Below are 26584 nucleotides of genomic sequence, written 5' to 3'. Positions count from 1 at the left end.
GTCAGGCGCTGCGCAGCGTCTGCGCGGCGGCGCGCGCGTTCGGCTCGAGCAACGGGGATGGCATCAGGTACGGCGTGAAGTGCTCCCAGAAGTGCCACTGTTCGGGCTGCTTCACGAGCGCTTCCTCGAGCTTGTCGGCGATCCGCTGATGGGTCGCCGCGACGCGCGACGATTCGTCCGCGACGCCGAGCATCCGCGACGCGGGCCGCGCGTCGAGCTCGACGAAGTGCATCTTGCACGTGTCGCGAAACGGCACGCCCGTCGCATACGACACGAGCATCGGGATGTCGTGCTCGACCGCGAGCTTCACGCCGCCGCCCGCGAGCCGCACCCAGCGGCCGCCGAGCCGGCATGCGTTGGTCTTGCCGAAGCGGCCGTGCAGATCGGAGAACAGCAGGAACACGGGCGCTTCCTTGCGCAAGCCCGTGACGAGCCGGCGCAGATGCACGCGCTGCTCGATGTCGATCAGCTCGATCTTGCCCGCGCCGTATTCTTCGACGAGGCGCAGCGCGTCGTCGAAGAACGCGCCCGGCGCGTCCTTGTGCATCACGATCATCATCTTGCGGTCTTCGGGAATCATCAGCCGCAGCTTCGTGACGAACAGCATCAGGTTGCCGAAGTGCAGGCCCGCGAGCATCAGCGGGCCGCCTCGCGCGAGCGCCGCGCGCAGCGCGCTCTCGCCTTCGCATTCCATCCGGTCGAGCAGCGCCTTCATCGACGCGATGCTGTGCGAGCGCAGCATCAGCCCCGCCACCTCGGCCTCGAACAGCTCGTGGACGATGCCGTCCGCGACGCCGCGGATGCGCACCGGATCGTCGTTCAGGTGCGCGCTCAGCATGTGCCTCACCGACATTTCGATCGACGAGCGGATCGACGGAAAGAGGCGCAGGCAGACGCCCGCGCACCAGCGCATCATGCCGAGCCCGCGTTCGGGCGAGCGGCCGAGCGCGATCCGCTTGACGATCCGCCGCACGAAAAAGCAATACGAGAACGCATTGAACAGAAAGAGCCGCATCAACGTCATCGCTGCACCTCCAGCTCCGGCTGCCGCTCGGGCGTCACTTCGGCGAGGCGGCCGTCGCGCATCTCGTAGATGCGATCGACCATCGACAGGATCGACGCGTCGTGCGTGACGAGCACGATCGTGCACGGCAGCGTCAGCACGTTGCGGCAGATCTCGTGCGTCGTCGCCTGATCGAGGTTCGACGAGAATTCGTCGAGAATCAGGAGCCGCGGCTCGCAATACAGCGCACGGGCGATCAGCAGGCGCTGCATCTGCCCGGCCGACAGGAACCTCTGCGTGTCGCCGAGCGGCGTGTCGTAGCGGTTGTCGAGCTGATCGATTTCGCGGTCGATGCACGCGAGGCGCGCGGCCTCGTGCATCGCGCCGACGCGTGGCGCGGGCGCGAAGTTCGTGATGTTGTCGCGAATCGTGCCGCGGAACAGCTGATCCGACTGCGTGACGGCCGCGACGTGCTTTCGGTAGAGCCTCAGGTTCACCTCGGACAGATCGACGCCGCCCACGAACAGCGTGCCCGGGCTCGACTGATACAGCCCGCAGATCAGGTTCAGAAGCGTCGTCTTGCCGCTGCCGGTCCGGCCGACGATCGCGACCTTCGCGCCGGCCGGCACGTCGAGATCGATGTCTTCGAGAATCGCACGGCGGCCGCCCTTCGGTGTGTACGTCAGCGCACGAATCGACAGCGAGCCGTCGAAATGCTCGACCGAGCGCACCGGCGCGTCGGGCGCGGGCTCTTCGGTTTCGGTCTGCAGCACGTCGGCGACGCGGTCCATGTGCACCTGCAAGACCTTGCGCCGCACGTAGAGCTGGATCGAATCGATGAACTTGTCCGCGAACAGGTTCTTGTACTGGATGAACGCGTAGATGATCCCGATCGTGCTCTGCCCGTGCATCACGAGCCACGCGCCGTACGTGACGATGATCAGCTGCTCGACATGGACGATCCCCTTCGAGATCGCGTCGAACAGCAATTGCAGCCGCTCCTGCTGGCGAACCGCCTGCAGCTTCTGCGTGAACGCGTTCACCCACAGGCTGCTGCGCGAGGTTTCCGACGACAGCAGCTTGATCGAATGCGCGGAGCGAATGTTCTCGATGAGCAGCGCGTCGGCCTCGGCGCCGCGCGTGAGGATCTGCGACATCGCGTCCTGCAGCTGCGGCTGGATCGCGAGCCGCGACAGCGCGAACAGCACCATCCCCGCGAGGCTGATGCCGGCGAGCACCGGGCTGTAATACAGCATCAGCACGAGCGTGACGACGCACGTGAACACGTTGAGCAGCCCGCCGATCAGCCCGTCGACGAGAAAGCGGCCGATCTCCGACACCGACGCGACGCGCGAAATCGAATCGCCCGTGTTGTGGAACAGGTAATAGCCGATCGGCAGCCGCGCGAGATGCCCGACCATGTTCGACGACAGCTGCTGCGACACGATGTTGCGCAAGTAGCTCTTGATGTTGCCGACGAGGTTCGCGTACAGCGTGTCGAACAGGAACACGATACCGAACAGGATCGTCAGCAGGTACAGAATGTCGACGTCGGTCTTCTTCAGCGCCTCGTCGATCGTGAGCTGCACGTACGACGGCCCGAGCAGCAGCAGCAACTGCGCGGCGATGCCGCCCCCGACGCCGAGCAGGATGCTCTTGCGAATGCCCGTGAGGCCCACCAGGTAGTCGCGCAGATGGATCTTGTCGGACGTGCCGACGTGCTTGAAGCCGATGTCCGGATTGAGCTCGAGCGCGTAGCCCGTGATCTGCGTGAGCGCCTGCGCGAGCGGCAGTTTCGTCTCGCCGAGCGCCGGATCGACGATGTGCACGCTGCCGTAGCAGACTTTCGTCAGCACGACGTAGTGGTTCATCCCCCAGTGCAGGATGCACGGCAGCTTCAGCGCGTCGATCTCGTTCGCCTCGAACTGGAGCCCGCGCGCGCGCATCCCGAGGTCGTTCGCGATCTCCATCAGATCGAAGAACGACAGGCCGGAATCGATCTTCACGGGATACCGGTTGCGCAGCGTGCGCAACGTCGTGTCCCGGCCGTGCCAGGTCGCGATCATCGCAAGGCACGCGAGACCGCATTCGGTCACCTCGTCCTGAAGAATGGGCCTGACTTTATTTGTGTTGAACCACATAGCTTGCGAATGCTGGACACGACAATGCCGGCCCGCGCCCGGCGCGCTGCGGCTCGAAGCCGTCGCGCGGGCACGGCGTGAACGCCGCGCCCCGGCTTCAGCGGAACGCGGCCTGGACGCTGCTTCGAGCCCGGCTTAGCTGCCGGACCCGAGCGCCATTTTGAATTGGTTGACGGCCTGGGCCTGGTATTGGGTCAAGAGCCCGTTGACGACGGGGCCGATCGATTGATTCGCGAGGGAAACCGTGTAGGCGGCCGAGTTGGCGTAGGCAGAGCCTCCGCCGCGGATCGCACGGGCTTGTTGCTCAGATATGGCTTGCATCGGGGTGGCCTTTACTCTTGAAGCAACGTCGTGGCCCGAATCCGCATCCGCCAGCGCGGACGACCCCATTCGGAGATGCCTCGACATCACTGTCTCCTGATCATTTCCTCCGATTGCCAACAAAGAAGAATGAATAGTGTTTATATATCTCGATTGGCGACGGATTACCGTTTTTGCAACTTGAACTTCAGACTATTTTACGCGGGGGGCGCCTCCCCGCGCAAATGCAACGGCTAGTGCTTACTTGCCGTTGCTATTGTAGTTCTTGGGATTCTGCAGGTAGCCGCCGAGCGTCGGCATGAACTGGCCGAGCGCCGTGAACAGCGGGCCGGATGCCGCTGCCAGCGTGCCCAGCGAGCTGATCGGGCCGCCGCCGTGAACCACCTTGGTCTGCTCCATCGTCATAACCTTCATAACTATCTCCTCGTAAAGAAAAAAAGACGACGTCAAGACTTCTCTAATAATGCCAATGGCCGTAAATAACCGAACGACGTTTATTTTTTATCGCTGCGATTACAAGCCGGAATCAGGCTATCATGCGCTCAAGATGGAAACAAGATGGCCGGCCTCGTCATATATGGGTTTTTGACGATCCGAAATTCACCAAAAAGATGCATGCGTTTCAACTCATTATTTAAAACGTTTAATTTGTAGCGTCGACCGCTTGACACATGGCAGGAGATGGAGACGGAGATGTTTGAAACAGCGAATTTGGGTGCCTCGTCTAAATTTTGGCATGCGGGTTTTCACTTAACGAGTAAATCCTTTCGCTTTCGAGCCAATGTGGCTTACGCCACCGTTTGCGCGGCATTCGTCGCACTCGGTACCGGTTCCGAAACGGCAAGCGCATTCTGTCTAGACGAGGTTTACCAGCATGCGGTTTCGAACGATCCGAAATTCCTGCAGGCGCGGGCCGAATACGACGCCGCGCGGCAGAAATTCCCGCAGGCGCGCGCGCAAATGCTGCCGCAGGCGAGCGCGCAGCTCGAATGGGGGCGCTACGGCACGCACGCGAACCTGTTCGGCATCGACGTGAGCGGCAACAGCACCGCCGCATACGGCGCCGCGCAGGTCACGCAGGCGCTCTTCAACATGCCGTACCTGTACGACATGAGCCGCGCAAAGGAATTCGAGGAATCGGCGCGGCAGCAGCTCGAAGTCGCGAAGCAGGAGCTCATCATGCGCGTGGCGAACGCGTGCTTCGATCTGCTGTCCGCGCGCGAGAAGCTGCAGCTCGCCGACGACGAGGTCGACGCGCTCGCGCGGCTCGAGAGCGACACGCGCCGCATGGCGCAGCTCGGGATGAAGACGATCGGCGACACCGCCGAGATCGAGGCGCGCAGGAGCCTCGCGCAATCGGACGAGGCGCTCGCACGCATCGACGTCGAGGCGCGCCGCGCGCGCTACGAGACGCTGCTCGGCTCCGCGATCGATTTCACGCGCTGGCCGCGGCTCGCGATGCACGGCACGTCGCCGCGCATTCCGTCGGGCGATTACCAGCCGCAGGACAACCCGTCGTATCAGCAGGCGTATCGCGACCTGCGCGTCGCGCGGCTCGCCGCGAAGCGCATCGGCGCCGAGCATCTGCCGACCGTCGACCTGTTCGCGTCGTATTCGCGCGGGCTCAATCCGAACCTGCGCGGCCTCACCGACAAATCCGACTTCCATCAGAGCGCGGTCGGCGTGCAGGTGACGATTCCGATCTTCTCGGGCGGCAGCGTGCACTACCGGCAGGTCGAGGCCGAGCACGTCGCGACGCAGTACCAGAACCGGCTGCGCGAAGTCGAGCAGCAGTTGAGCACCGACCATCGCGAGACGCTCGCGGCGCTGCAGTCGATCGGCACGCGCATCCGCGCGCTGCAGCAGTCGCTGCAGGCGGCGCGGCTCGCGTACGATTCGTCGATGAAGGCGCACCAGGTCGGCTACAGCACGACGTACGAGACGCTGAACCTGCGCACCGACATCTCGAACATCCGCCAGAAGCTGTTCGAGAGCTATCTCGACGCGCTGAAGCTGCAACTGAAGCTGAAGGGCATTCTCGGCACGCTGGACGAGCAGTCACTCGTGGCGGTGGACAGCTTCCTCGCGAGCAACGCGGCTTCGCCGGATCAAACGAGCGAGTGAGCGGCCGCGCGATCCGGTGCGCGCGTTCGGCGCGCTCGGGCCGCGGACGTCTCGCGCACCGAAATGAAACGTCCCGCTTGCGCGGCACGACGATCGTGACGATCGTGACGATCGTGTGACGCAAGCGGGACGTTTTCGTTTTCGCCGAAAGCCTCGCGACGAAGCGCGCGCCGGAACAGCGGCGCGGCAAAGACGCAGGAACGGCGGGAATGCGGCGGAAGCGGCGGAAGCGCGCGGCGAAAACGAAACGCGCCGCCGGCCGATGCGCCGCTTCGCCGCTTCGCCACTTCGCCACTTCGCCATTTCGCCACTTCGCCACTTCGCCACTTCGCCACTTCGCCACTTCGGTACTTCGGTACTTCGGTACTTTACCGCTTTCGCCGCCCGGCGCTTCCGGCGGCGAGCGGCGAGCGGCGAGCGGCGAGCGGCAAACGACGCTACACGCTCACTGAATCACGCGCGACACGCCGCGCCCGCGCGGGTCGGACACCGCCTCGGGCGTCTTGCCGTCGATCTGGATCGCCTGGATGTCGCCGCTGAAGTCCTGGCCCTTCAGCGTGTAGCCCTTCGCCTCGATGCCCTTCGCCAGATCCCCGTCGATCGGGTGGTACGGCTCCCAGAAGATCGTGTTCGGCGGCAGCAGCTGATGGTGGAAACGCATCGCGCCCACCGCGTCCTTCAGCGGCATCTTGAAGTCGTACAGGTTCGTGATCACCTGGAAGATCGACGTGAAGATCCGCGAGCCGCCCGGCGTGCCGATCACGAGCGCGACCTTGCCGTCCTTCGTCAGGATCGTCGGCGACATCGACGAAAGCGGCCGCTTCTTCGGCTCGATCGCGTTCGCGTCGCTGCCGACGACGCCGAACATGTTCGCCACGCCCGGCTTCGCGGAGAAGTCGTCCATCTCGTCGTTGAGCACGATGCCCGTGCCTTCGGCGACGACGCCCGAGCCGAAGTAGCCGTTGATCGTGTACGTGTTCGACACCGCGTTGCCCCACTTGTCGACGACCGAGAAATGCGTCGTCTCCGCCTTCTCGGGCATCGACGTGCCGAGGCCCGGCTGCACGCTCTTCGTGTCGGACGGCTTCTCCGGATTCACTTCGGCCGCGCGCTTCGCGATGTAGGCGTCGTCGGTCAGTTGCGCGACAGGCACCTTGTAGAAATCCGGATCGCCCAGGTACTGCGCGCGATCGGCGAACACGCGCTTCTCGATCTCGGCGATCAGGTGCACGTATTGCGGCGAGTTCAGCGTGACGCCGTCGAAGTCGGCCTTGCGGTCCGCCTTCATCTTCAGCAACTGGACAAGGCCGATGCCGCCCGAGCTCGGCGGCGGCGCGGTGATCACGCGATAGCCGTTCCAGCTCGCCTGGACCGGCTGCCGCCACACCGCCTTGTACTGGACGAGGTCCTGCTTCGTGATGAGGCCGCCGCCCTTTTTCATCGACACGGCGATCAGGTCGGCCGTCTTGCCGTCGTAGAAATCCTTCGCGCCGTCGTTCGCGATGCGCGCCAGCACCGCCGCGAGCTCCGGCTGCTTGAAGTTCGCGCCCGCCTTCAGGCCGGCGAAGTATTGGTCGAAGTTCGTCTTGCCGCCGAATTCCTTCGACGCGTCGACGCCGCGCTGCGCGAGCTGCTCGTCGACGATGAAGCCGTCGCGCGCGTAGCGGATCGCGGGCGCGAGCACCTGCTTCCACTTCAGCTTGCCGAAGCGCTTCTGCGCCTCCCACATCCCGGCGACCGTGCCCGGCACGCCGACCGCGCGGTCGCCGTACAGGCTCATGCCCTTGACGACGTTGCCGTCCTTGTCGAGGTACATGTCCCTCGTCGCGGCGAGCGGCGCGCGCTCGCGATAGTCGAGGAAGTACGGCTTGCCGTCCTTGTAGATGGTCATGAAGCCGCCGCCGCCGATGTTGCCCGCCTCCGGATACGTGACGGCGAGCGTGAATGCGATCGCGACCGCGGCGTCGACCGCGTTGCCGCCTTCCTTGAAGATCTGCTCGGCGGCGTCGGCACTGTATTTGTCGGCGACGGCGACGGCCGAGCCGTCGAGCACGACGCGCTGCGGACCTTTCGCATGAGCGGGCGCGCTCGGCAGGAAGCCGACGAAGGCCGCGCTCACGAGCGCGGCGAGCGCCGTCGACTTGAAGCGGTTCGTTGCGTTCATTGCATGTCTCCCATGTTGATCTCCTTGCAAATTGGGGCGCGAAAAGCTGACGAATAGGCTTATAGCACGGCTGCACGCGTAAACAAAAATGGGGCTTCGTAGTCGCGCCGGCCGGCGGGGCCCGGAGCGCGGCTCGTGGATGCGGCGTTGCATTGCATGGCGACAGGCTCGCACCGGATGACAAGCAGCGGCAATCGATACGCGGCATGCCGCGTGCGTGCCCCCGGCGCGCGAGCCGGCCGCGCCGCATCCGTTGCCCACGGCGGACGAATCGCGAAACGCCGGCGTTGCCCGGTCGCCGTTCGTGCAAGCGCGCGGCCGCTGCGTCCGCGCGCTCGTCGGAAGCTCGTCACGCGTTCGTTGCGCCGAGGCACTGCCGATAATGTAGTTAGTTGCGCCAAGTTGCGCTGAAAAATCAGACGGCATCCGCCAATTGGCAACGGTTGCATGCCGATCAGCCTTGCCGCACCGCGATGATCGAAAGGATTGCTGCGTCGGCCGTGCCAAGCGCCCGCCACGCCGCGCGCAACTTCACGTTCGCATCGCTTGGCGCGCGCCGAAAACTTTTCTTCGCCGCTCCTGCGCGCCGCACGCCAAATCTGCGAAGATAGCGCCCCTTTTCAATTTCGGCCGCGCGCCGACGCAACACCGGCATGGCATCACACGCAGCACATCACGCAAGCGGCTGGGCCGCGGGCCTCGTCGCCGCGGCGCTCGTCGCGCAGGCGGGCGCCGCGGGACCGTGGCACGTCTACAGCCTCGCCGCATTCGCGGCGGGCGTCGCGGGCGGCACCGCGCCCGACTGGCTCGAGCTCGCGTGGTGGCGCCGCTCGCGGCGGCTCTGGGTCACGCACCGCACCGTCACGCACTGGGGCGTCGCGTGGGTGGCAATGCTCGTCTTCGCGTATCGGTCGCTCGGCCATCTCCACCCTTGGGCCGCGCCGCTCTTCGGCTTCGCGTGCGGCGGCCTCGTCCATCTGATCGCCGACTGGCCGAACCCGCTCGGCGTGCCGTGGCTGTGGAAACGCCATTCGCTGAACTGGTGGAACAGCGGGCATTGCGACCTGCTCGTCGTCGCGGCCGCGTGGGCGGGCGCGCTGTGGCTCGCGCAGGCCGCATGGGGGCACGCGGCGCCGCTCGCGCACTGGCTCGGCTGGCTGCGCACGGTGTGACGCCGCCCGTCGACGGATACCGAATGCCAGACGCCGAATGCCAATGCCGAATGCCGGACGCCAGACGCCGGACGCCGGACGCCGGATGACAGATAACGGATGACGGATGACGGATGACGGCGATGATGACTCGAACGTCAATCGCATGACCGACGCGCCCGCTCGACGTGCGCTCGAAGGCAATCGCTCGATCGCCGATCGCTCGACCAGCAATTGCTCGCCCGGCAATCGCCCGGCCGGCATCCGTTCGATCCTGACCGCCTGGCCGACGATCGTTCGGCCAGCAATCGCCCGCCCGACGATTGGCCGGCAAGCGATCGCTCGATCGACGCCCGCGCGGCCGACCGGCGCCGGCTCGGCCGGCAGCCGTTCCACCGACGATCGGCAAACCGGCCGCCGATCGACACTGCTCCCGGCATGCGTCCGGGCCGCGCCGCGGCCGCGGGTAGAATGGCGAACGCGGCCTCGCCGCGCCCTTCGACGATCAGGCCGGATCGTTCCTGACACAACGCACAAGAACATGACCGACGACATCACGACGCCTCCGCCTTCATCCGCCGCACGCCCGCTGCCGAGCTTCGGCCCGCTTCGCTGGATCGTCCGGCACTGGCGCGGCGACTACTCGCTCGGCATCGCCTTCTGGCTGAATCAATCGCCGATCTACGCGCTGCGGACGATCTGCAGCCAGGTGCTGATGACCCGAGTGTTCGAACGGCTCGGCGAAGGACAGGGACCGGGAGACAACGACGCGATCGCAAGCGCGCTGGCGGCCGTCCCGCCGGTGGTGCTCGCCGACGTCGCGCTGTCGCTCCTCAACGTCTGGTGGGTCGTCGGCGTCTGGCGCGCGGCCAGGCGGCACATCGCCCGCACCGGCCGCCGATTCTGGGCGCGCGCGGCACAGGTGACGGCGGCGCTCGTCGCGGCGCGCATCGCCTATTCGATCGTGGTCATTCCGCACTCGATCGAGACGCTCCAGCTCCTCGTCATCGATCCGGGGAGACTGCTCACGGACCCGGTCGGCACGCTGAAGAACTGGCTGTTCTGACGATCGTCGGCGCAGGCGCGCGATCGCCGTGCTACGGCGATCGCGCGCCGCTGGAGTTGCCGCTGGAGTTGCCGCTGGAGTCGCCACCGAAAGTGCAGCCGAAGTCGTTGCCCGAAGCATCACCGAGTTCGGCCAACGAGCGCGTCGCCAGCCCTGATGCCGACAAGCCATCGGCGACGCGAGGCGAATAACGTCCACGCCTTCGGAACCATTTTCGTTCGGCGCATGATCTCCGCGGGCATGTCGCATGTCGCATGTCGCATGTCGCATGTCGCATGTCGCATGTCGCATGTCGCATGCCCGCGTTCTGCGCCCTGCGTTCTGCGTTCTGCGTTCTGCGTTCTGCGTTCTGCGTTCTGCGTTCTGTAGGCACGATCGCCCCGCCCTCGGCGCAACACAACCCCACCGTTAGTCGCATTCATGAGCCGCCCACGCTTCCCGCGGCCGGCTCACGCCCCGCGCCGCCCGCCGCAACGCACCACGTCCCCGCCCGCCGATCGCCTGCAATCCGCCCGCGCGTCTGGCACACTATCCGGCCGGGCCCCGCCTTGCGCCGCCCGCGCCCGCCCCCACCTACGGTTCCGATGGACGTCACCACCACCCGCCCCGCCGCCCGCGCGCTCGACGCGTTCCATCCCGTCGTCGCCGCGTGGTTCTCCGATACGTTCGCCGCGCCCACCGGCGCGCAGGCGCTCGCGTGGCCGCACATCAAGGCCGGCCGCTCGACGCTCGTCGCCGCGCCGACCGGCTCCGGCAAGACCCTCACCGCGTTCCTGTCCGCGCTCGACGATCTCGTGCGCGACGCGCTCGCGCACGGCGGCGCGCTGCCGGACGAAACGCTCGTCGTCTACGTGTCGCCGCTGAAGGCGCTGTCCAACGACATCCACGTGAACCTCGAGGCGCCGCTCGCCGGCATCGCCGCCGAGATCGCGCGGCGCGGGCTGCCCGCGCCGCAGATCCGCACCGCGGTCCGCACCGGCGACACGTCGCAGGCCGAGCGCGTCGCGCATCGCAAGCACGCGCCGCACATTCTCGTCACGACCCCGGAATCGCTGTACGTGCTGCTGTCGTCCGAATCGGGCCGGCGCATGCTCGCGAGCACGCGCACCGTGATCGTCGACGAAATTCACGCGCTCGCCAACAACAAGCGCGGCAGCCATCTCGCGCTGTCGCTTGAGCGGCTCGACGCGCTCGCCGGCCGCAAGCTGCCGCGCATCGGGCTGTCCGCGACGCAAAAGCCCGTCGAGGCGGTCGCGCGCTTTCTCGTCGGCGGCCGCGACGACGCGCCGCCCGATTGCGCGATCGTCGACACGGGCCACACGCGCACGCGCGATCTCGCGCTCGAATTGCCGCCGGTGCCGCTCGGCCCGGTGATGGCGAACGATGTCTGGGAGCGCATTTACGACCGCATCGCCGAGCTCGCGGCCGCGCACCGCACGACGCTCGTGTTCGTCAACACGCGCCGGATGGCCGAGCGCGCCGCGCGCCATCTCGCCGAGCGCCTCGGCGCGGACGCGATCGCCGCGCACCACGGCAGCCTCGCGAAGGAGCACCGCTTCGACGCCGAGCAGCGCCTGAAGCACGGCAAGCTGAAGCTGCTCGTCGCGACGGCGTCGCTCGAGCTCGGGATCGACATCGGCGACGTCGACCTCGTCTGCCAGCTCGGCTCGCCGCGCGGCATCGCGCCGTTCTTGCAGCGCGTGGGCCGCTCCGGGCACCGGGTCGGCGGCGTGCCGAAGGGGCGGCTCTTTCCGCTGTCGCGCGACGAGCTCGTCGAATGCGCGGCGCTCCTCGATTGCGTGCGGCGCGGCGAGCTCGACGTGCTGCGCATCCCGCACGCGCCGCTCGACGTGCTCGCGCAGCAGCTCGTCGCCGAAGTCGCGTGCCGCGAATGGGACGAGGACGCGCTCTACCGCTGCGTGACGCGGGCCGCGCCGTACGCGACGCTCGCGCGCGAGCAGTTCGACGACGTGCTGAAGATGCTAGCCGAAGGCTTCACGACCCGGCGCGGCGCGCGCGCCGCGTATCTGCATCGCGACGTCGTCTCGCACACGGTGCGCGGGCGGCGCAATGCGCGCATCGCGGCGGTCACCTCGGGCGGCACGATTCCCGACAACGCCGACTACGCGGTGCTGCTCGAGCCGCAGGGCGTGAACATCGGCACCGTCAACGAGGATTTCGCGGTCGAAAGCCTCGCGGGCGACGTGTTCCAGCTCGGCAACCAGTCGTACCGGATCATCCGGATCGAGACGGGGCGCGTGCGCGTCGAGGATGCGCACGGGCAGGCGCCGAACATCCCGTTCTGGATCGGCGAGGCGCCCGCGCGCAGCGACGAGCTGTCGGCGGGCGTCGCGCGGCTGCGCGCGCACGTCGACGCGCTGCTCGCGCGACGCGATGCGGATGCCGCTCGGGCGGGAGCTGAGGCGAACTCGGGTGCGAACGCGAACGCGAATGCGAATGCGGGAGCGGGAGCGGGAGCGGGAGCGGGAACGGGAACGGGAGCGGGAGCGGGAACGGGAGCGGGAACGGGAACGGGAACGGGAGCAGAGGCAGAGGCAGATAAAGATGCAACGAGAAATATCGCCGCGCCGCGCGGCCGTCGCGTCGCGGCGCGCCCCGCTGCCGCCGCCGCATCGCCGCGCGCCGCGACGCACGCCGAAACCGTCGCGATCGCCGTCACCGCAACCGAATCTGCCGCAGCCGAATCTGCCGCAAGCGCATCTGCCGCAACCGAAACCGCCGCATCCGACGCCGCCGCCGAGCCGCGCCGTCTCGCGCCCGTGCTCGCGTGGCTGACCGGCGAGCTCGGCGTCGACGCCGAAGCCGCGCGGCAGATCGCCGACTATCTCGCGCGCGCCCGCGCGGCGCTCGGCGCGCTGCCGACGCAGGACACGCTCGTGATGGAGCGCTTCTTCGACGAATCGGGCGGCATGCAGCTCGTGATCCATTCGCCGAACGGCAGCCGGATCAACCGCGCGTGGGGCCTCGCACTGCGCAAGCGCTTCTGCCGCACGTTCAACTTCGAGCTGCAGGCGGCGGCGACCGACGACGCGCTGATCCTGTCGCTGTCGCACGCGCACAGCTTCGCGCTCGACGAAGTCTGGCGCTATCTGCGCGCGGCGAGCGCCGAGCACGTGCTGATCCAGGCGCTCCTCGACGCGCCGCTCTTCAACGCGCGCTGGCGCTGGAACGCGACGACGTCGCTCGCGCTGCCGCGCTTCGCGGGCGGCCGCAAGGTCGCCCCGCAACTGCAGCGAATGAAGAGCGACGATCTGCTCGCGACCGTGTTCCCCGATCAGGTCGCGTGCGCGGAGAACATCGTCGGCGAGCGCGAGGTGCCGCGGCATCCGCTCGTCGACCAGACGCTCGACGATTGCCTGCACGACGCGATGGACACCGAAGGCTGGCTCGCGCTGCTGCGGCGGATCGAGTCGGGCGACGTCGCGCTCGTCGCACGCGATCTGCCCGCGCCGTCGCCGCTCGCGGCCGAGATCCTGAACGCGAAGCCGTACGCGTTCCTCGACGACGCGCCGCTCGAGGAGCGCCGCACGCAGGCGGTGCTCGCGCGGCGCTGGAGCGATCCGGAAGCGGCCGACGATCTCGGCGCGCTCGACGCGGGCGCGATCGACTCGGTGCGCGGCGAAGCGTGGCCGCTCGTGCGCGAGCCCGACGAAATGCACGATGCGCTCGTCGGCCTCGCGTGCGTGTCCGACGACGAGATCGAAGCGCACGACGGCTGGCGCGCGTGCGTCGAGCGGCTCGCGGCCGGCAAGCGCGCGGCCCGGCTCGCGCTCGCGAACGGCCGCGGACTGTGGCTTCCCGCCGAGCGCGTCGCGTGCATGCGGGCGCTGTACGGCGCGAACGCCCCGCTCGATCCGCCGCTCGAGCCGCCGGCCGGCTTCGACGCGCCGTGGGAGCCCGACGCGGCGCTCGTCGACGTGATTCGCGCGCGGCTCACGGGCTTCGGGCCGCTCTCGGCCGACGCGCACGCGGCGCCGCTCGCGCTGCCCGCGTCGTCGGTCGCGATCGCGCTCGCCGCGCTCGAGCGCGAAGGCTACGTGCTGCGCGGCCGCTTCACGCCGGGCGCGCGCGACGACGAATGGTGCGAGCGGCACCTGCTCGCGCGCATCCACCGGTACACCGTGAAGCGCCTGCGGCGCGAGATCGAGCCCGTCGAGCTCGCGGACTTCATGCGCTTCCTGTTCCACTGGCAGCGCGTCGCGCCCGACACGCGCGGCATGGGCAACGACGCGCTCGCGTCGGTCGCCCATCAGCTCGAAGGCTTCGAGGCCGCCGCGAGCGCGTGGGAAGACGAGCTGCTGCCCGCGCGGCTCGCCGATTACGTGACGGGCGGCCTCGACGAGCCGTGCCGCGCCGGCAAGCTCGCGTGGGCGCGGCTCGGCGCGCCGGCGAAAGCCGCGAGCGCGCCCGTGAAGACGACGCCCGTCGTGCTGCTGCCGCGCCGCGAGCTCGCGCTCTGGCAGGCGCTGCGCGATCCGGCCGCGCAGCCGGCGCTGTCCGCGCGCGCCGAGCGCGTGCGCGCGACGCTCGCCGCGTACGGCGCGATGTTCTTCGACGAGCTCGCCGCGCACGCGCGCCTGTTGCCCGTCGAGCTCGAGCGCGCGCTCGGCGAGCTCGTCGCGGCGGGGCTCGTCAACGCGGACAGCTTCGCGGGCCTGCGCGCGCTGATCAGGCCGGCCGCGCAGCGCGGCACGCACCGGCCGTCGCGCGCGCGACGCGGCGGCGCGCTGATCGGCGGCATGGACGACGCGGGGCGCTGGGCGCTCGTGCAGCGGCTGCCGCTCACGCGCGCCGATTTCGACGAAATCGGCGACGGCGGCGAACGCCGCGCATTTGGCGAAGGCGACCCGTCCGGCGAAGACGGCGAAGACGGCGAACGCGGCGAAGACGGACGACGTGCCGGCAACGGCCTCGCTCGCGCCGGCGACGCGCAACACGCCGCCGCGCCTGCCGACGCCCGCGTCGAGCGCGCGATGCGCGCGTCGCCGCCTCCGTCCGGCCGTCGTGCGATCGCGCCCGCCGCGCTCGAGCACGTCGCGCGGACGCTGTTGCGCCGCTACGGCGTCGTGTTCTGGCGAATCCTCGCATGCGAAGCCGGATGGATGCCGAGCTGGCGCGAGCTGCTGCCCGTCTACCGGCGGCTCGAGGCGCGCGGCGAGATTCGCGGCGGCCGCTTCGTCGCGGGGCTCGCGGGCGAGCAGTTCGCGCTGCCCGACGCGATCCCGATCCTGCGCGACCTGCGCCGCCGCCCGGCCGAGGGCCTGATGCAGTGCGTGAGCGGCGCCGATCCGCTCAACCTGACGGGCACGCTGCTGCCGGGCGACCGCGTGCCCGCGCTCGCGGGCAACCGGGTCCTGTTCCGCGACGGCGTGCCGGTCGCGTCGCTCGTCGGCGGGCAGTTCGTCTTCGCGCCCGAGCTCGACGCCGTCGAGCGGGACGACGCCCGCGCGAGGCTCGCGCGGCATCGATGACGCGGGCGGCCGCGCGGCGGAGGCAATGACAGCTCGCGGCTCGTGGCTCGCGATCAAATCACGATTGACTCACGATCGAGCCGAAATCGGCTCACGATCGGCTCGCAACCCACTCGCAACCGGCTCGCAATCGGCTCGATCCGGACTCACGCCCGGCGAGCCGCCTACCAGAACTGGTCGGTAGTTATTTTCAAGCCCCGCTCGAATAATCGATGACGGGTGACGCCTGCACACTCGCCGCATCCCGCGACGGGCGCGTCCGCCGCCCGAGCCGATCCGGCCGGTGCGGCCGCTCCGGCGGATGGGCTGCTCGTCCGCCGCTTCAGCCGACCGCCGATCGTCCCTCATCCAAGCGCATCCACTCCGGAGGTTTCGCCATGGCCACGCTATACGTCACCAACGCGGACAACGAGATTTTCGCGACCGTCAACGGCCTGGTCGTCTACGACAGGAAGACCGAGGGCAATCCCACCTTCTCCGACCAGGTCGACCTGACGCCGTATCTCGCCGACGGCCTCAACACGCTGATGATCGTCGGCGTCAACTGGGGCGGCCCGGCCACGTTCAAGGGAACCGTCGTCGTCGGCAAGATCGAGAGGCCGTTCTCCTTCACCGCGCCGAGCACGCCGAACGGCATCGTGTTCCATCAGGCGTTCGTGATTCCGCAATAAGCGTTCGCGGCGGACAGGCGGGATCAGAGGCGCCCCGGCCCGTCTTTCCGCGCCGAATCGAACCGAACCGAACCGGCAAGTCGGCAAGTCGGCAAGTCGGCAAGTCGGCAAGTCGGTGAATTGTAGACGCGGCGAACCGGAGACTCGGCGACGCGGGCCGCTTCATTCCGCCGAACGCGGTCCGCCGCCTCAAGCAAGCGCCCCGCTTCCTCATCTCGTTTCGAAACAATCCACGCCGGCCGCGACAAACTGCTAAACGCCCGCACGCCGAAGCCGCCGCCATCCACCATCATCGCCGCTCCCGTTACGCGTCGCGCGCCGCCCGGCCGCCGCGCGCGCACGCGCGCACAGTCGAACACGCCCACCAGGAGACCGGATAGATGAACGCCCCCGTCGAGCGCGGCGCCACGGCCGCGCCGCACCATGCCGGCTCGCTGACGATCCTCCAGGGCACGGCGCTCTACGTCGGCGCCGTGCTCGGCACCGGCGTGATCGCGCTGCCCGCGCTCGCGGCCGAAGTCGCGGGCCCCGCGTCGCTCGTCGCGTGGGCGGCGCTCGTCGTGCTGTCGATTCCGCTCGCCGCGACCTTCGCCGCGCTCGGCGCCCGCTATCCGGACGCGGGCGGCGTGTCGACCTACGTGCGCAACGCGTTCGGCCCGAAAGCGGCGGCCGTCGTCGGCTGGTGCTTCTATTTCGCGGTGCCGGCCGGCGCGCCCGCCGCCGCGATGTTCGGCGGCGCGTACGTCGCCGCCGTCACGGGCGGCGGGCACGCGACGGTGATCGCGTCGGCCGCCGTGCTGATCGCGATCGTCGCGGCCGCCAACGCGTTCGGCGTCACCGTGTCGGGAGGTGCGCCAGTTGCTCGCAGCCGGCCTGGTGGACGAGCTGCGGCTGCTGATCTATCCGGTCATGCTTGGGCGCGGCAAGCGCTTGTTCGGCGACGATGCGCTCGCGTGCGCCTTCACTCTCGCGCACTCGACGGCCACGCCCGGCGGCATGCTGATGGCCCGCTACCTGCGCGACGGCGAGGTGCGCACGGGCGCGTTCGAAGAAGTCGCATGACAATCCGCGCTGCAAGAGCATGCGTTCCGGCCGACTCCGCCGACGCACGAATGGCGGCCTGACGAGCCATTCAAGCCGAACCCGTTTCTCGGGCCGGCCTGATACGCTCCTCGCCGCGTCGGACCGCGCGCGTCGGGCGACGCGCGGAGCGCGCCGCGCCGGGCGCTCAGTCGCGCCGCGCCCATTGCGCCGCGCCCATCGTCGGCGCCGAGACACGCCGAGCCCATGGGGCGGCCCGCGCCCAAGCGCCCCGAACGGCGAGCGACCGATGGCGATGGCGGCGACAGCGGCGGCGCGAACGCGGACGCGGACGCGGACGCCGCGTCAGCGCGCCCCCTTCCCCCGCGCGTCGATCTCGTCGCGCAACCGTTCCTCCCGCTCCCGCAGCTCGGGCGTCATCTCCGCGCCGAAGTCGTCCATGTCGAACAACGGCCGGATCTCGATCTCCGAATCGCCTTCCATCGGATTCGGGCAGCGCTTCACCCATTCGAGCGCCTCGTCCATCGACGCGACCTTCCACAGCCAGAACCCCGCGACGAGTTCCTTGGTTTCCGCGAACGGCCCGTCGATCACGGTCCGCGCGCTGCCCGAAAAGCGCACCCGCTTGCCCTTCGCGCTCGGATGCAGGCCCTCGCCCGCGAGCATCACGCCGGCCTTCACGAGGTCTTCGTTGAACTTGCCCATCGCCTCGAGCAGTTCCGTGCCGGGCATCTTGCCCGCTTCCGATTCGTTCGTCGCCTTCACGATCACCATCACGCGCATCGTCGTTTCTCCTCGAGTCAGTGGGTTGCGCCGCGCGGCCGCCGGGCACTGCGCGGCGCGGCTTCGTCCTGCGGCTACGACACAGCGACGAACCAGCCTCGCCGAATTCGACACCTTCGCACAGAAAACCGGCCGCACGCCAGCCCGCGCGGCCGCGAGCGGCTCCGGCCGGCGCCGTACCGCCGTTTGCGGCAGCGCAGCGCGGACGCGGCCGCCCGCCTCCCGGGCCGCGGCGCGAATGCCATAATCGCGATTCATTTCGCAGAATCGGAACCCCACCATGCAAAACTTAGACAATCCCCTGCACGACCGGGAAGCGGGCTTCGCCGACGCGACGCAGGACACGACGCGCATCGACGACGTCCGCATCGGCGCGGTGCGCCCGCTCATCTCCCCGGCGCTGCTGCAGGACGAGCTGCCCGTGCCGCCCGCCGTCCAGACGCTCGTCGAGCAGAGCCGCCAGGCGATCGGCGGCGTGCTGCACGGCCGCGACGACCGCCTCGTGACGGTCGTCGGCCCGTGCTCGATCCACGATCACGACCAGGCGCTCGACTACGCGCGCCGGCTCAAGGCCGCCGCCGACGCACTGCAGGACGACCTGCTGATCGTGATGCGCGTGTATTTCGAGAAGCCGCGGACGACCGTCGGCTGGAAGGGCTACATCAACGATCCGCGCCTGGACGGCAGCTTCCGCATCAACGAAGGGCTGCGCGCGGCGCGCCGTCTGCTCCTCGACATCAATGCGCTCGGCCTGCCCGCGGGCACGGAATTCCTCGATCTGCTGAGCCCGCAGTACATCGCGGACCTGATCGCATGGGGCGCGATCGGCGCGCGCACGACCGAGAGCCAGAGCCACCGCCAGCTCGCGTCGGGCCTGAGCTGCCCGATCGGCTTCAAGAACGGCACCGACGGCGGCGTGCAGATCGCGGCCGACGCGATCGTCGCGGCGCGCGCGACCCATGCGTTCATGGGGATGACGAAGATGGGCATGGCCGCGATCTTCGAGACGCGCGGCAACGACGACGCGCACGTGATCCTGCGCGGCGGCAAGAAGGGCCCGAACTACGACGGCGCGAGCATCGAGGACGCCTGCGCGGTGCTGCGCGCGGCGAGCCTGCGCGAACAGGTGATGGTCGACTGCTCGCATGCGAACTCGAACAAGTCGCACCTGCGGCAGGCCGACGTCGCCGAAGATCTCGCGCGACAACTGTCGCACGGCGAGCGGCGCATTACCGGCGTGATGATCGAGAGCAACCTGGAGGCCGGCCGGCAGGAACTGAAGCCGGGCGTGCCGCTGCAATACGGCGTGTCGATCACCGACGCGTGCCTGAGCTGGGCGCAGACCGAGCCCGTGCTCGACACGCTCGCGCAGGCGGTGCGGCGGCGGCGCGCGGCCTGACGGCGCACGCTCCGAAATCTCGCAGTTGCCGCCCGCCCGATGCGGGCGGCGGCGCACAATTCGCCCTCGCGAGCCACACAAACCCCTAGGGCCAGTTCACGTTGGTAACGGGCTTGCGAACGTGCCTTTGCGCCCGCAAGGCAAGGAGAGAGAGGAGGCGCAACAGCCGTCGCCATTGCAACGACGGAACCACGCCGCAATGCGGGCGCACGGGCACGTTCCCGTGATCGAAAAAATCCTTCGAGGAGCCGGCCGCCAGAAGGACCGATCGCTGCGCGGTGCTCCTCGCGAATACGTCGAGTATTCGCTTCGTCGCGATCCTCGCGCTCGGCCCTTCTGGCGGCCGGCGCAAGCCCGTTACCAGCGTGAACCGGCCCTAGAACACATCGACGAGGAATCCATGAGCGCCAGTGCGGATATCGATGCGGCAGTCGCCGGACAATACAGCGGGTTCGGGCGGTTCGGAGAGCTTGAGCAGTTGGCGCGGCTCTTCGACCGGCCCTTTCTGATCGCCGTCCGCGACGCGTTCCTGACGACGGCCCACCCGGCTGAATCGCTTCAAATCTCGATGGGCTGGATCGACAAGAAGCCCTATGCGGACATGCAACCTTACGGCGTCGTCGATTGCCACGGACACGCGATCACCCGCCCGGTCGAGTTGGGCGACGCCGCCATTTTCGTGATCGACGCATTCACCAGGCACGGCCAAATCACGCTTCGCCGCGGCCGGGGCCTGATCGTCCAGGCGAAGGCCGCGCCGAGCGCGCAACAGCCGAAGGTTCCCGTCACGTCGTTGTCGGCGTCCAATCCCGATGCGTCGACCAACAAGGAACTCGCCCTGTTGTCGGCGTGGCCCCCGTTCGACTTGCATCGAGCGAACGGGCGCAACGGCCTGCTGGGCAAATTCGCCGTGCCCGGCACCTCGCATACGCCTCCCTACGGCTGGTATGCGGCCGCGCCGAGCCGCAAGAGCAAGGGCTGGAACACGAACGGCCTGTGGCCGTCGCGCTGGATGTGCGCGCCCGCGATACAAAATGCGCGTTGCGACACCACGTTCGGCGAAATGCTCGTCGCGCTGTTCGACGGAGGCGCCGTCCAGGGCGTCCAAGTGGGCGCGCCGTGCTACCCGACGAGCGGCAGGTACGCCGCCATCGATCACGCCGGCTCCCACTCGTCGCGAACCGCGACGGATTGGGATCGTCTCTGCACCACCCTGATCGAGCTCCCCAAGAAATATGAAGTCACGTCCGGCTCCCACGGCGTGCTGGCGTCGATTCCGTACGTCCCCGGCTTGGCGAGCGCGATGTCGAACAGCGCGATCGGACATTCGCTCGCCTGCGCCATCTGGAAACGACGATATCCGATCGTCGTCATCCATCGAACCCGGCCCGATTGAGCCGGAATTCGGCGCGCGCCGAATTCCGTGAGGCGCTCGTTCGCACGCCGTCGACGCGCTTTGGCCTATGCCGTCACGACGGTCAGCGCGAAACCGTCCCAGCCTTTCGAGCCGACGGTCTGCAGCGCGGTCGTCGACAGGCGCGGATGCGCGGCGATCAGGCGGAAGTATTCGCGCACGCCGATCGCGTCCGGATCGTGGTTGCGCCGATCCGCGACGCGCCCCTGCCGCACGACGTTGTCGGTGACGATCACCGTCCCCGCGCGGGACAGCGCGACCGCGAGCGGCAGGTATTGCGGATAGTTGTCCTTGTCGGCGTCGACGAAGATCAGATCGAACGGCTCGGCCCGCTCGGCGATCAGCCGCTCGAGGCTGTCCTTCGCGCGGCCGGCGACGACCGTCACGACGTTCGCCAGCCCCGCGCGCGCGATGTTCTCGCGTGCGAGCGCCGCGTAGTCCGGATTGGCCTCGAGCGTGAGCAGCGCGCCGCCCGGCGGCAGCGCCCGCGCGAGCCAGATCGTGCTGTAGCCGCCGAGCGTGCCGAGCTCGAGAATCCGGCGTGCGCCGCGGATCGTCGCGAGCAGGTTCAGGAACTTGCCCTGATTCGCGGTGACGTTGATGGCGGGCAGGCCGGCCGCCCGGCTCGACGCGAGCGCCGCGTCCAGCGCCGGATCGGACGGCGCGAGCTGATCGCAGAGGAAATCGTCCACCGCGCTCCATTGTCGTTCGCTCATCGCGCACCTTTCGCGTGTCGGGAAAGGCCATTCTATGTCCGGCGGCGCGCCGTCGTGTTGCGGTGATGCGCGGGATTTGCGTGTCGGGCCGTCAGGCGGCGGGCGAATTCGGGGAGGCGGCGGGCGGCGGGCGGCGGGCGGCGGGCGGCGGGCGGCGGGCGGCGGGCGGCAATTATGGGGCAACCGCGTTGTCGCCGGTCAAGTCGTTTGGGCTGCTCGCGACGGTCGCATTGTTCGCTTCGTTCATGTCGGCCGTGTCCTTCGAATCATTCGAGACGTTCGCGTTGTTCGCGTTGTTCGTGTCGTTCGTGTCGTTCGCGTCGCGCGTGTCGCGCGCTTCGTTCACGTCATCCGAGTCGTTCGAGCCATCCGATCCCCCCAACCGCCTTAGGCCGCCGAAATCGCCCGAAACCGCCGGCGCACGCACCGAGCGCCCCGAAGCCGCCCATTGCCGGCCGCCTCATCCGAGCCCGACGTCGACGACGCGATTGCGCCCGCTCGCCTTCGCCTGATAGAGCGCGCGATCGGCCGCCTCGACGATCGCCGCGACGCGCGGCGCGGGCGCGCCGTCCGGCTGCCACACCGCGACGCCGACGCTGACCGTCACGAACCCGACTTCCGACCCTTCGTGCTCGATCCCGAGCATCCGCACGCCGAGCCGCACGCGCTCGGCGACGACGAGCGCGCCGCCGCGCGGCGTGTCCGGCAGCACGACGACGAACTCCTCGCCCCCGTATCGCGCGACGACGTCGCCGAGCCGCGCCGCCTGCTGCGCGATGCAGCGCGACACGGTCGCGAGCACCTCATCGCCGACGCGGTGCCCGTACGTGTCGTTGTAGCGCTTGAAGCGATCGATGTCGACGAACAGGATCGCGAGCGGACGCTCGCCGTACACCGCGCGCCGCCATTCGCGCTCGAGCGTCTCGTCGAGCGCGCGCCGGTTGTGCAGCCCCGTGAGGCTGTCGGTGCCCGCGAGCCGTGCGAGCGCCGCTTCGGCCGTCGACTTGCGCCACAGCGAATGCGCGAGATACGCGCTCATCAGGACGAAGATCAGCGCGAACACGCCCGTCAGCACGCCGAAGCGCCACGCGCGAGCGCGCCACGTCTCGTAGATGTCGTCTTCGGCGATCGCCACCTGCACGATCAGCGGAATTTCGTCGAGCCGCCGATACAGGTAGAAGCGCTTCACGCGATCGATCGGCCCGGCGTCGAAGAACTCGCCCGAGCGGCCGAATTGCGTGCGCGTGTAGATGCTCGTCCCGCTCAGGTCGAGGCCGATGAATTTCTCGTCGAACGGAATCCGCATCACGATGCGCCCGTCCGCGTGAATCAGCAGGATCGCGCCGTGCGGGCCCGCATCGGCCGCCGCCAGCAACTGCTGAAAGTACGCGAGGCGCACCGCGAGCAAGACGACGCCCGCGAACGAGCCGTCCGCGCGCTCGACGCGGTGCGACAGCGCGACGCACGGCTCGCCGTCGCGCGACGGCAGGCGGTACGGCCCGCTCAGATACGTTCCGGGCCTCGGCGCGTCGCGCAGCACGGCGAAGAAGTCGTACGACGCGAAGCTCGCCGTGGGCAGCGGCCCGTTCGCCGATGCGAGCCGCACGCGCCCGTGCGCGTCGAGCACGTACAGCGTGCCGGCCTCCCTCGCGGCCGCCGCGGAATCGAACAGGACCGAGCGGCGCAAGTCGGCGGGCAGCGCGGCGATCCTGCTGTCGCCGAGCTGCGCGGCGATGCGCGCGAGAGTCTCGTCGTACAGGTGAAAGCCGCGCGTGACGTCGCGCGCGATCATCTGCAGCGTGTTGCGCGCGGCGCCTTGCGCGTGCTCGAACGCGTCGTCGCGGCTGTCGCGCAGGATGGCCGCGCAGATGGACATCATGACGATCGCGACCGCCACCGCGCCGGCGATCACCATGTAGCCGAGCGGCATCCGGTGTGACGGTCCTCGCCGTCCGCGCAAGCCGGCATGTATCGATTTCATGCTTGTCTAGATGAGCGCGACGCGCTTCGTCACGGAAAAGATCGCCGGCCATGGCCCCGAAGTGCGCCGCGCGGCGCGCATCGGGACGACGCGCGATCGCGCGCCGCCGTGCCGGAAGAATCGGAATATTCCGACCGCGAAGCGCCTCGGCGCGCCGAATCGGCGACACGGGCCAATCGATCGGGGACATTTCGAATCGACGTCGCGGAACGCGACGAGCGGCCATTTTATCGGACGTTCGGCGCGATGTTGACTTTGCGCGCGGCGATTCGATTCACGTCGCCGGAAAGCGCTCAAGAATGCCGGATCGACGCCGATAACGCCCACGTCACGCGCGATCACGCGATCAATTCCGCCATGCCCGCGCGGCCGGGCATGGCGCCTTCGCCGCGCTGCGTCGCGCTTCGTCACGCTTCGTCGATGCGGACGCGCTTGCGCGCGCGGTCCCGTTCGTCATAATTCTGCGTCACGCGCGAGCGCGAGCGCGGGCCGAACGACGCGCGCGGCCGGGCACGTCGTTCGTGTCAAAAACCGAAACGTCGACGCCGAACGCATTCGAATCGCAACACGCCGTTGCCGGCCTAGCGGCCCACCCATCCTGTTCGCCATGACCCACGCCAAATCATCGTCGTCCATTCCCACCGAACTGCTCTACATCGGCGCGGCGGGCGAGCACTACATCATGTCCGAGTGCTTCCGCCACAACATGGAGGCGTTCAAGCTGCCGATCGACAAAGGCTTCGATCTCGTCGTGACGCGCGCGTACCGGCATCTGTCGCGGCTCGACGACGCGCCGAAGCCGGTCGATCGCAACGCGCCGGAAACGCCGATCTACGTGCAGGTCAAGAGCCGCCAGGCCGCGCCGATCGCACCGCCGAAGCAAAAAGGCGAGCGGCCGAGCTGGGAAGGCTATTTCTCGATCAAGCCGGCCGATCTCGCGCTGATCTGCGCGACGCCCAATTCGGCGCTCGCATGCGTGCTGTTCGTCGATACGCGCGGCGAGCTGATGCGCAGCCGGACCGCGTACGCGTGGTGGATGTCGAGCGCCTACGTCAGCAAGATGCGCGATGCCGGGCACTTCATCGCGATGCCGAACAAGGACACGCTCGAGCTATGGGTGCGCTACGTCGAGCCGGCGCCGGACAGCGAGTTCAATCAGAACACGTACGTGTCGTTCTTCAAGCAATGCCAGATCAAGGGCGCGGCGCCGGGCAAGAAATCGAGCGGCTTCCTGCTGTCGGCGGAGCGATTCGATTTCGGCAAGCTCGGCATGGAATGAGCGGATGGACGTCGCGCGTCACGCCCCGCGCTTTCGCGTGCCGCGCGCCCGCTTCGGCGCACCCTGCCCGTCGCGGCGACTTCGCCCGCCCGCCGCGCCGAGCCGCCGCCGCGCGACCGCCCGCACGGCCTCGATCAGCGAGCGCGCGACGGGCGAAAGCTGCGCATCGGTGCGCAGGATCAGCCCGACCGGCTCGTCCGCGCCCTCGACGGGCAGCGCGAGCCGCACGAGCGTGCCCGCCGCGAGATCGTATTCGGCCGCGTAGCGCGGCACGAACCACACCGCGTCGTTTTCGAGCGCGAGCGCGCGCGCGACGGACACCGACAGCACCTCGACGAACGATTCGAGCGGCGGCGCGCCGCACGCGCTCAGCAGTTGCTCGGCCGCCTGGCGAATCATCGTGCCGTACGGCGGCAGCACGACCGGATGGCGCGCGAGCTGCGCGGCGGGCGCGGCGCTCGCCGCGAGCGGATGGCCCGCGCGCACGACCGCGACGAGCGGCTCGTTGTACAGGTGCTCGAACGACAGCCCGACCATCCGCTCCGGCTCCGACAGCCGCCCGATCGCGCACTCGATCGCGCCCGCCTTCAGCCGTTCGAGCAGCTCGGCGTTCGCGACGGTCGCGATCCGCACGACCGCGCGCGGCCATTCGCTCGCGAGCGCCTGCAAGACGGCGGGTGCGAGCGACGCGGCGACGGTCGGCAACATCCCGATCTCGAGCGTCGCGGCCGCGCCGCCGCTCTCGCGCGCGAGGAGCCCGACGCCCTGCCGCAGCGCGAGCACGCACGCGCTCGCGTGCGGAATGAACAGTTGCCCCTCGCGCGTCGGCCGCGCGCCCTGACGGCCGCGCTCGAACAGCTTCACGCCGAGGATCGACTCGAGCTCGGCGATCGTCTTCGACACGGCCGGCTGCGTGATCGACAGGCTTTGCGCGGCCTTCTGCACGCTGCCGAACTGCGCGACGGCGAGAAAGCACTGCAGGTGCCGGAACTTGACCCGGCCGTCGGCAATCCGGTGTTGCATAACGTCTGGTTATACGATTAGCGATAAAACATCATTTTGCATAACTTTCCGGATTAGCTAAAGTCCCCCCATCCCGCCTTGACAACCATCAACCCGGAGACGATCCTGATGGATTCCTCGACGCTCGCGCCGCGCGACTGGCCGTCGCATCCCGCGTACATTCATCCGCCGTACCGCTCGTCGGTGAAGCGCGGCCCGACGCAGCCGCTGATCCCGCTGAAGGAAAAGCTGCGCAACCAGCACGCGCCCGTCTATGGCGCGGGCGACCTCGGCCCGCTCGACCACGACCTGACGAAGAACGCGGCGAAGAACGGCGAGCCGCTCGGCGAGCGGATCATCGTCACGGGCCGCGTGCTCGACGAAGGCGGCAAGCCGGTGCGCAACACGCTCGTCGAGGTCTGGCAGGCGAACGCCGCGGGCCGCTACGTGCACAAGGTCGATCAGCACGACGCGCCGCTCGATCCGAACTTCCTCGGCGCGGGCCGGTGCCTCACCGACGAGAACGGCCGCTACCGCTTCCTCACGATCAAGCCGGGCGCATATCCGTGGGGCAATCATCCGAACGCGTGGCGGCCGAACCACATCCATTTCTCGCTGTTCGGCGACTATTTCGGCTCGCGGCTCGTCACGCAGATGTATTTCCCGGGCGATCCGCTCCTCGCGCTCGACCCGATCTTCCAGGGCACGCCCGAGGACGCGCGCGATCGCCTGATCTCGCGCTTCTCGATCGGCACGACCGAAGAAGGCTTCGCGCTCGGCTACGAATTCGACATCGTGTTGCGCGGCCGCGACGCCACCCCGACGGAGCGCTGAAC

19 protein-coding genes and 3 pseudogenes are annotated in these 26584 nt (G+C 68.7%); 12 read left to right on the top strand and 10 right to left on the bottom strand.

Annotation, left to right across the window (positions count from 1 at the left end):
* Window position 1: 1 nt before the first annotated feature.
* From WS78_RS23225 to WS78_RS23210, 4 genes are all read right to left on the bottom strand, one after another.
* Window positions 2-1024, bottom strand: a complete 1023-nt coding sequence (locus WS78_RS23225) for a lysophospholipid acyltransferase family protein (RefSeq protein ID WP_059580412.1) — start codon at window positions 1022-1024, stop codon at window positions 2-4.
* Window positions 1021-3144: a peptidase domain-containing ABC transporter gene (locus WS78_RS23220; RefSeq protein WP_059580408.1), complete on the bottom strand. Its 2124-nt coding sequence runs from the start codon at window positions 3142-3144 to the stop codon at window positions 1021-1023. The genes WS78_RS23225 and WS78_RS23220 overlap by 4 nt, the downstream gene beginning before the upstream one ends.
* 135 nt (window positions 3145-3279) lie before the next feature.
* A complete protein-coding gene (locus WS78_RS23215; protein ID WP_038749441.1) occupies window positions 3280-3465 on the bottom strand; it encodes a hypothetical protein in 186 nt (61 codons plus the stop codon).
* 240 nt (window positions 3466-3705) lie between these two features.
* Window positions 3706-3864, bottom strand: a complete 159-nt coding sequence (locus WS78_RS23210; RefSeq protein WP_162483266.1) for a hypothetical protein — start codon at window positions 3862-3864, stop codon at window positions 3706-3708.
* Between the two features lie 294 nt (window positions 3865-4158).
* Here WS78_RS23210 and WS78_RS23205 point away from each other — a divergent pair, with 294 nt between their 5' ends.
* A complete protein-coding gene (locus WS78_RS23205) occupies window positions 4159-5589 on the top strand; it encodes a TolC family protein (RefSeq protein ID WP_082717588.1) in 1431 nt (476 codons plus the stop codon).
* Between the two features lie 445 nt (window positions 5590-6034).
* On the opposite strand, the gene ggt is transcribed toward WS78_RS23205, so the two are convergent.
* Complete coding sequence (gene ggt, locus WS78_RS23200) at window positions 6035-7753, bottom strand: gamma-glutamyltransferase (protein WP_059580400.1); 1719 nt, start codon at window positions 7751-7753, stop codon at window positions 6035-6037.
* A 653-nt stretch (window positions 7754-8406) separates the two neighbouring features.
* On the opposite strand from ggt, the gene WS78_RS23190 reads away from it, so the two are divergent.
* From WS78_RS23190 to WS78_RS23160, 6 genes and pseudogenes are all read left to right on the top strand, one after another.
* On the top strand, window positions 8407-8925 hold the full coding sequence (locus WS78_RS23190; RefSeq protein ID WP_059580397.1) for a metal-dependent hydrolase: 519 nt from the start codon (window positions 8407-8409) through the stop codon (window positions 8923-8925).
* A 520-nt stretch (window positions 8926-9445) separates the two neighbouring features.
* A complete protein-coding gene (locus WS78_RS38280; protein ID WP_038749457.1) occupies window positions 9446-9970 on the top strand; it encodes a hypothetical protein in 525 nt (174 codons plus the stop codon).
* Between the two features lie 584 nt (window positions 9971-10554).
* Window positions 10555-15462 (top strand): DEAD/DEAH box helicase, encoded by a 4908-nt coding sequence (locus tag WS78_RS23175; protein ID WP_059580388.1) that lies wholly within the window; start codon window positions 10555-10557, stop codon window positions 15460-15462.
* A 377-nt stretch (window positions 15463-15839) separates the two neighbouring features.
* On the top strand, window positions 15840-16133 hold the full coding sequence (locus WS78_RS23170) for a hypothetical protein (RefSeq protein ID WP_038749463.1): 294 nt from the start codon (window positions 15840-15842) through the stop codon (window positions 16131-16133).
* 380 nt (window positions 16134-16513) lie between these two features.
* Window positions 16514-17050 (top strand): annotated as a pseudogene (locus tag WS78_RS23165) (amino acid permease); the annotation flags it as partial.
* Window positions 16983-17195: pseudogene (locus WS78_RS23160) on the top strand (dihydrofolate reductase family protein); the annotation flags it as partial. The pseudogenes WS78_RS23165 and WS78_RS23160, both read left to right, overlap by 68 nt.
* Window positions 17196-17519: 324 nt before the next feature.
* Here the strand turns inward: WS78_RS23160 and WS78_RS23155 are convergent.
* Complete coding sequence (locus WS78_RS23155; RefSeq protein WP_059580381.1) at window positions 17520-17957, bottom strand: YciI family protein; 438 nt, start codon at window positions 17955-17957, stop codon at window positions 17520-17522.
* A gap of 280 nt (window positions 17958-18237) precedes the next feature.
* On the opposite strand from WS78_RS23155, the gene WS78_RS23150 reads away from it, so the two are divergent.
* Complete coding sequence (locus WS78_RS23150; RefSeq protein ID WP_059580377.1) at window positions 18238-19356, top strand: 3-deoxy-7-phosphoheptulonate synthase; 1119 nt, start codon at window positions 18238-18240, stop codon at window positions 19354-19356.
* Between the two features lie 223 nt (window positions 19357-19579).
* Window positions 19580-20752: a hypothetical protein gene (locus tag WS78_RS23145; RefSeq protein ID WP_156437583.1), complete on the top strand. Its 1173-nt coding sequence runs from the start codon at window positions 19580-19582 to the stop codon at window positions 20750-20752.
* Window positions 20753-20817: 65 nt separating this feature from the next.
* Here the strand turns inward: WS78_RS23145 and WS78_RS23140 are convergent, their stop codons facing one another.
* The 3 genes from WS78_RS23140 to WS78_RS23130 form a co-directional block, all read right to left on the bottom strand.
* Window positions 20818-21486: an O-methyltransferase gene (locus WS78_RS23140; RefSeq protein WP_059580371.1), complete on the bottom strand. Its 669-nt coding sequence runs from the start codon at window positions 21484-21486 to the stop codon at window positions 20818-20820.
* Window positions 21487-21658: 172 nt separating this feature from the next.
* A complete protein-coding gene (locus WS78_RS36200) occupies window positions 21659-21832 on the bottom strand; it encodes a hypothetical protein (protein ID WP_156437535.1) in 174 nt (57 codons plus the stop codon).
* A 114-nt stretch (window positions 21833-21946) separates the two neighbouring features.
* Window positions 21947-23416, bottom strand: a complete 1470-nt coding sequence (locus tag WS78_RS23130) for a GGDEF domain-containing protein (protein WP_059579027.1) — start codon at window positions 23414-23416, stop codon at window positions 21947-21949.
* A gap of 36 nt (window positions 23417-23452) precedes the next feature.
* Here WS78_RS23130 and WS78_RS38385 point away from each other — a divergent pair.
* Together WS78_RS38385 and WS78_RS23120 are read left to right on the top strand one after the other, a co-directional pair.
* Window positions 23453-23787 (top strand): annotated as a pseudogene (locus WS78_RS38385) (hydrolase).
* A 287-nt stretch (window positions 23788-24074) separates the two neighbouring features.
* Window positions 24075-24746, top strand: a complete 672-nt coding sequence (locus WS78_RS23120) for a hypothetical protein (RefSeq protein ID WP_059579030.1) — start codon at window positions 24075-24077, stop codon at window positions 24744-24746.
* A gap of 18 nt (window positions 24747-24764) precedes the next feature.
* Here the strand turns inward: WS78_RS23120 and pcaQ are convergent, their stop codons facing one another.
* Complete coding sequence (pcaQ, locus tag WS78_RS23115) at window positions 24765-25769, bottom strand: pca operon transcription factor PcaQ (RefSeq protein ID WP_059579032.1); 1005 nt, start codon at window positions 25767-25769, stop codon at window positions 24765-24767.
* 108 nt (window positions 25770-25877) lie between these two features.
* Between pcaQ and pcaH the strand changes: the two genes are divergently transcribed.
* Complete coding sequence (pcaH, locus tag WS78_RS23110; protein ID WP_038749493.1) at window positions 25878-26582, top strand: protocatechuate 3,4-dioxygenase subunit beta; 705 nt, start codon at window positions 25878-25880, stop codon at window positions 26580-26582.
* The last annotated feature ends 2 nt before the right edge of the window (window positions 26583-26584 follow it).

Source organism: Burkholderia savannae, assembly GCF_001524445.2.
Lineage (GTDB): Bacteria > Pseudomonadota > Gammaproteobacteria > Burkholderiales > Burkholderiaceae > Burkholderia > Burkholderia savannae.
The sequence above is the reverse complement of the archived record's forward strand: the minus strand, read 5'-3'. Positions and strand labels throughout refer to the sequence as shown.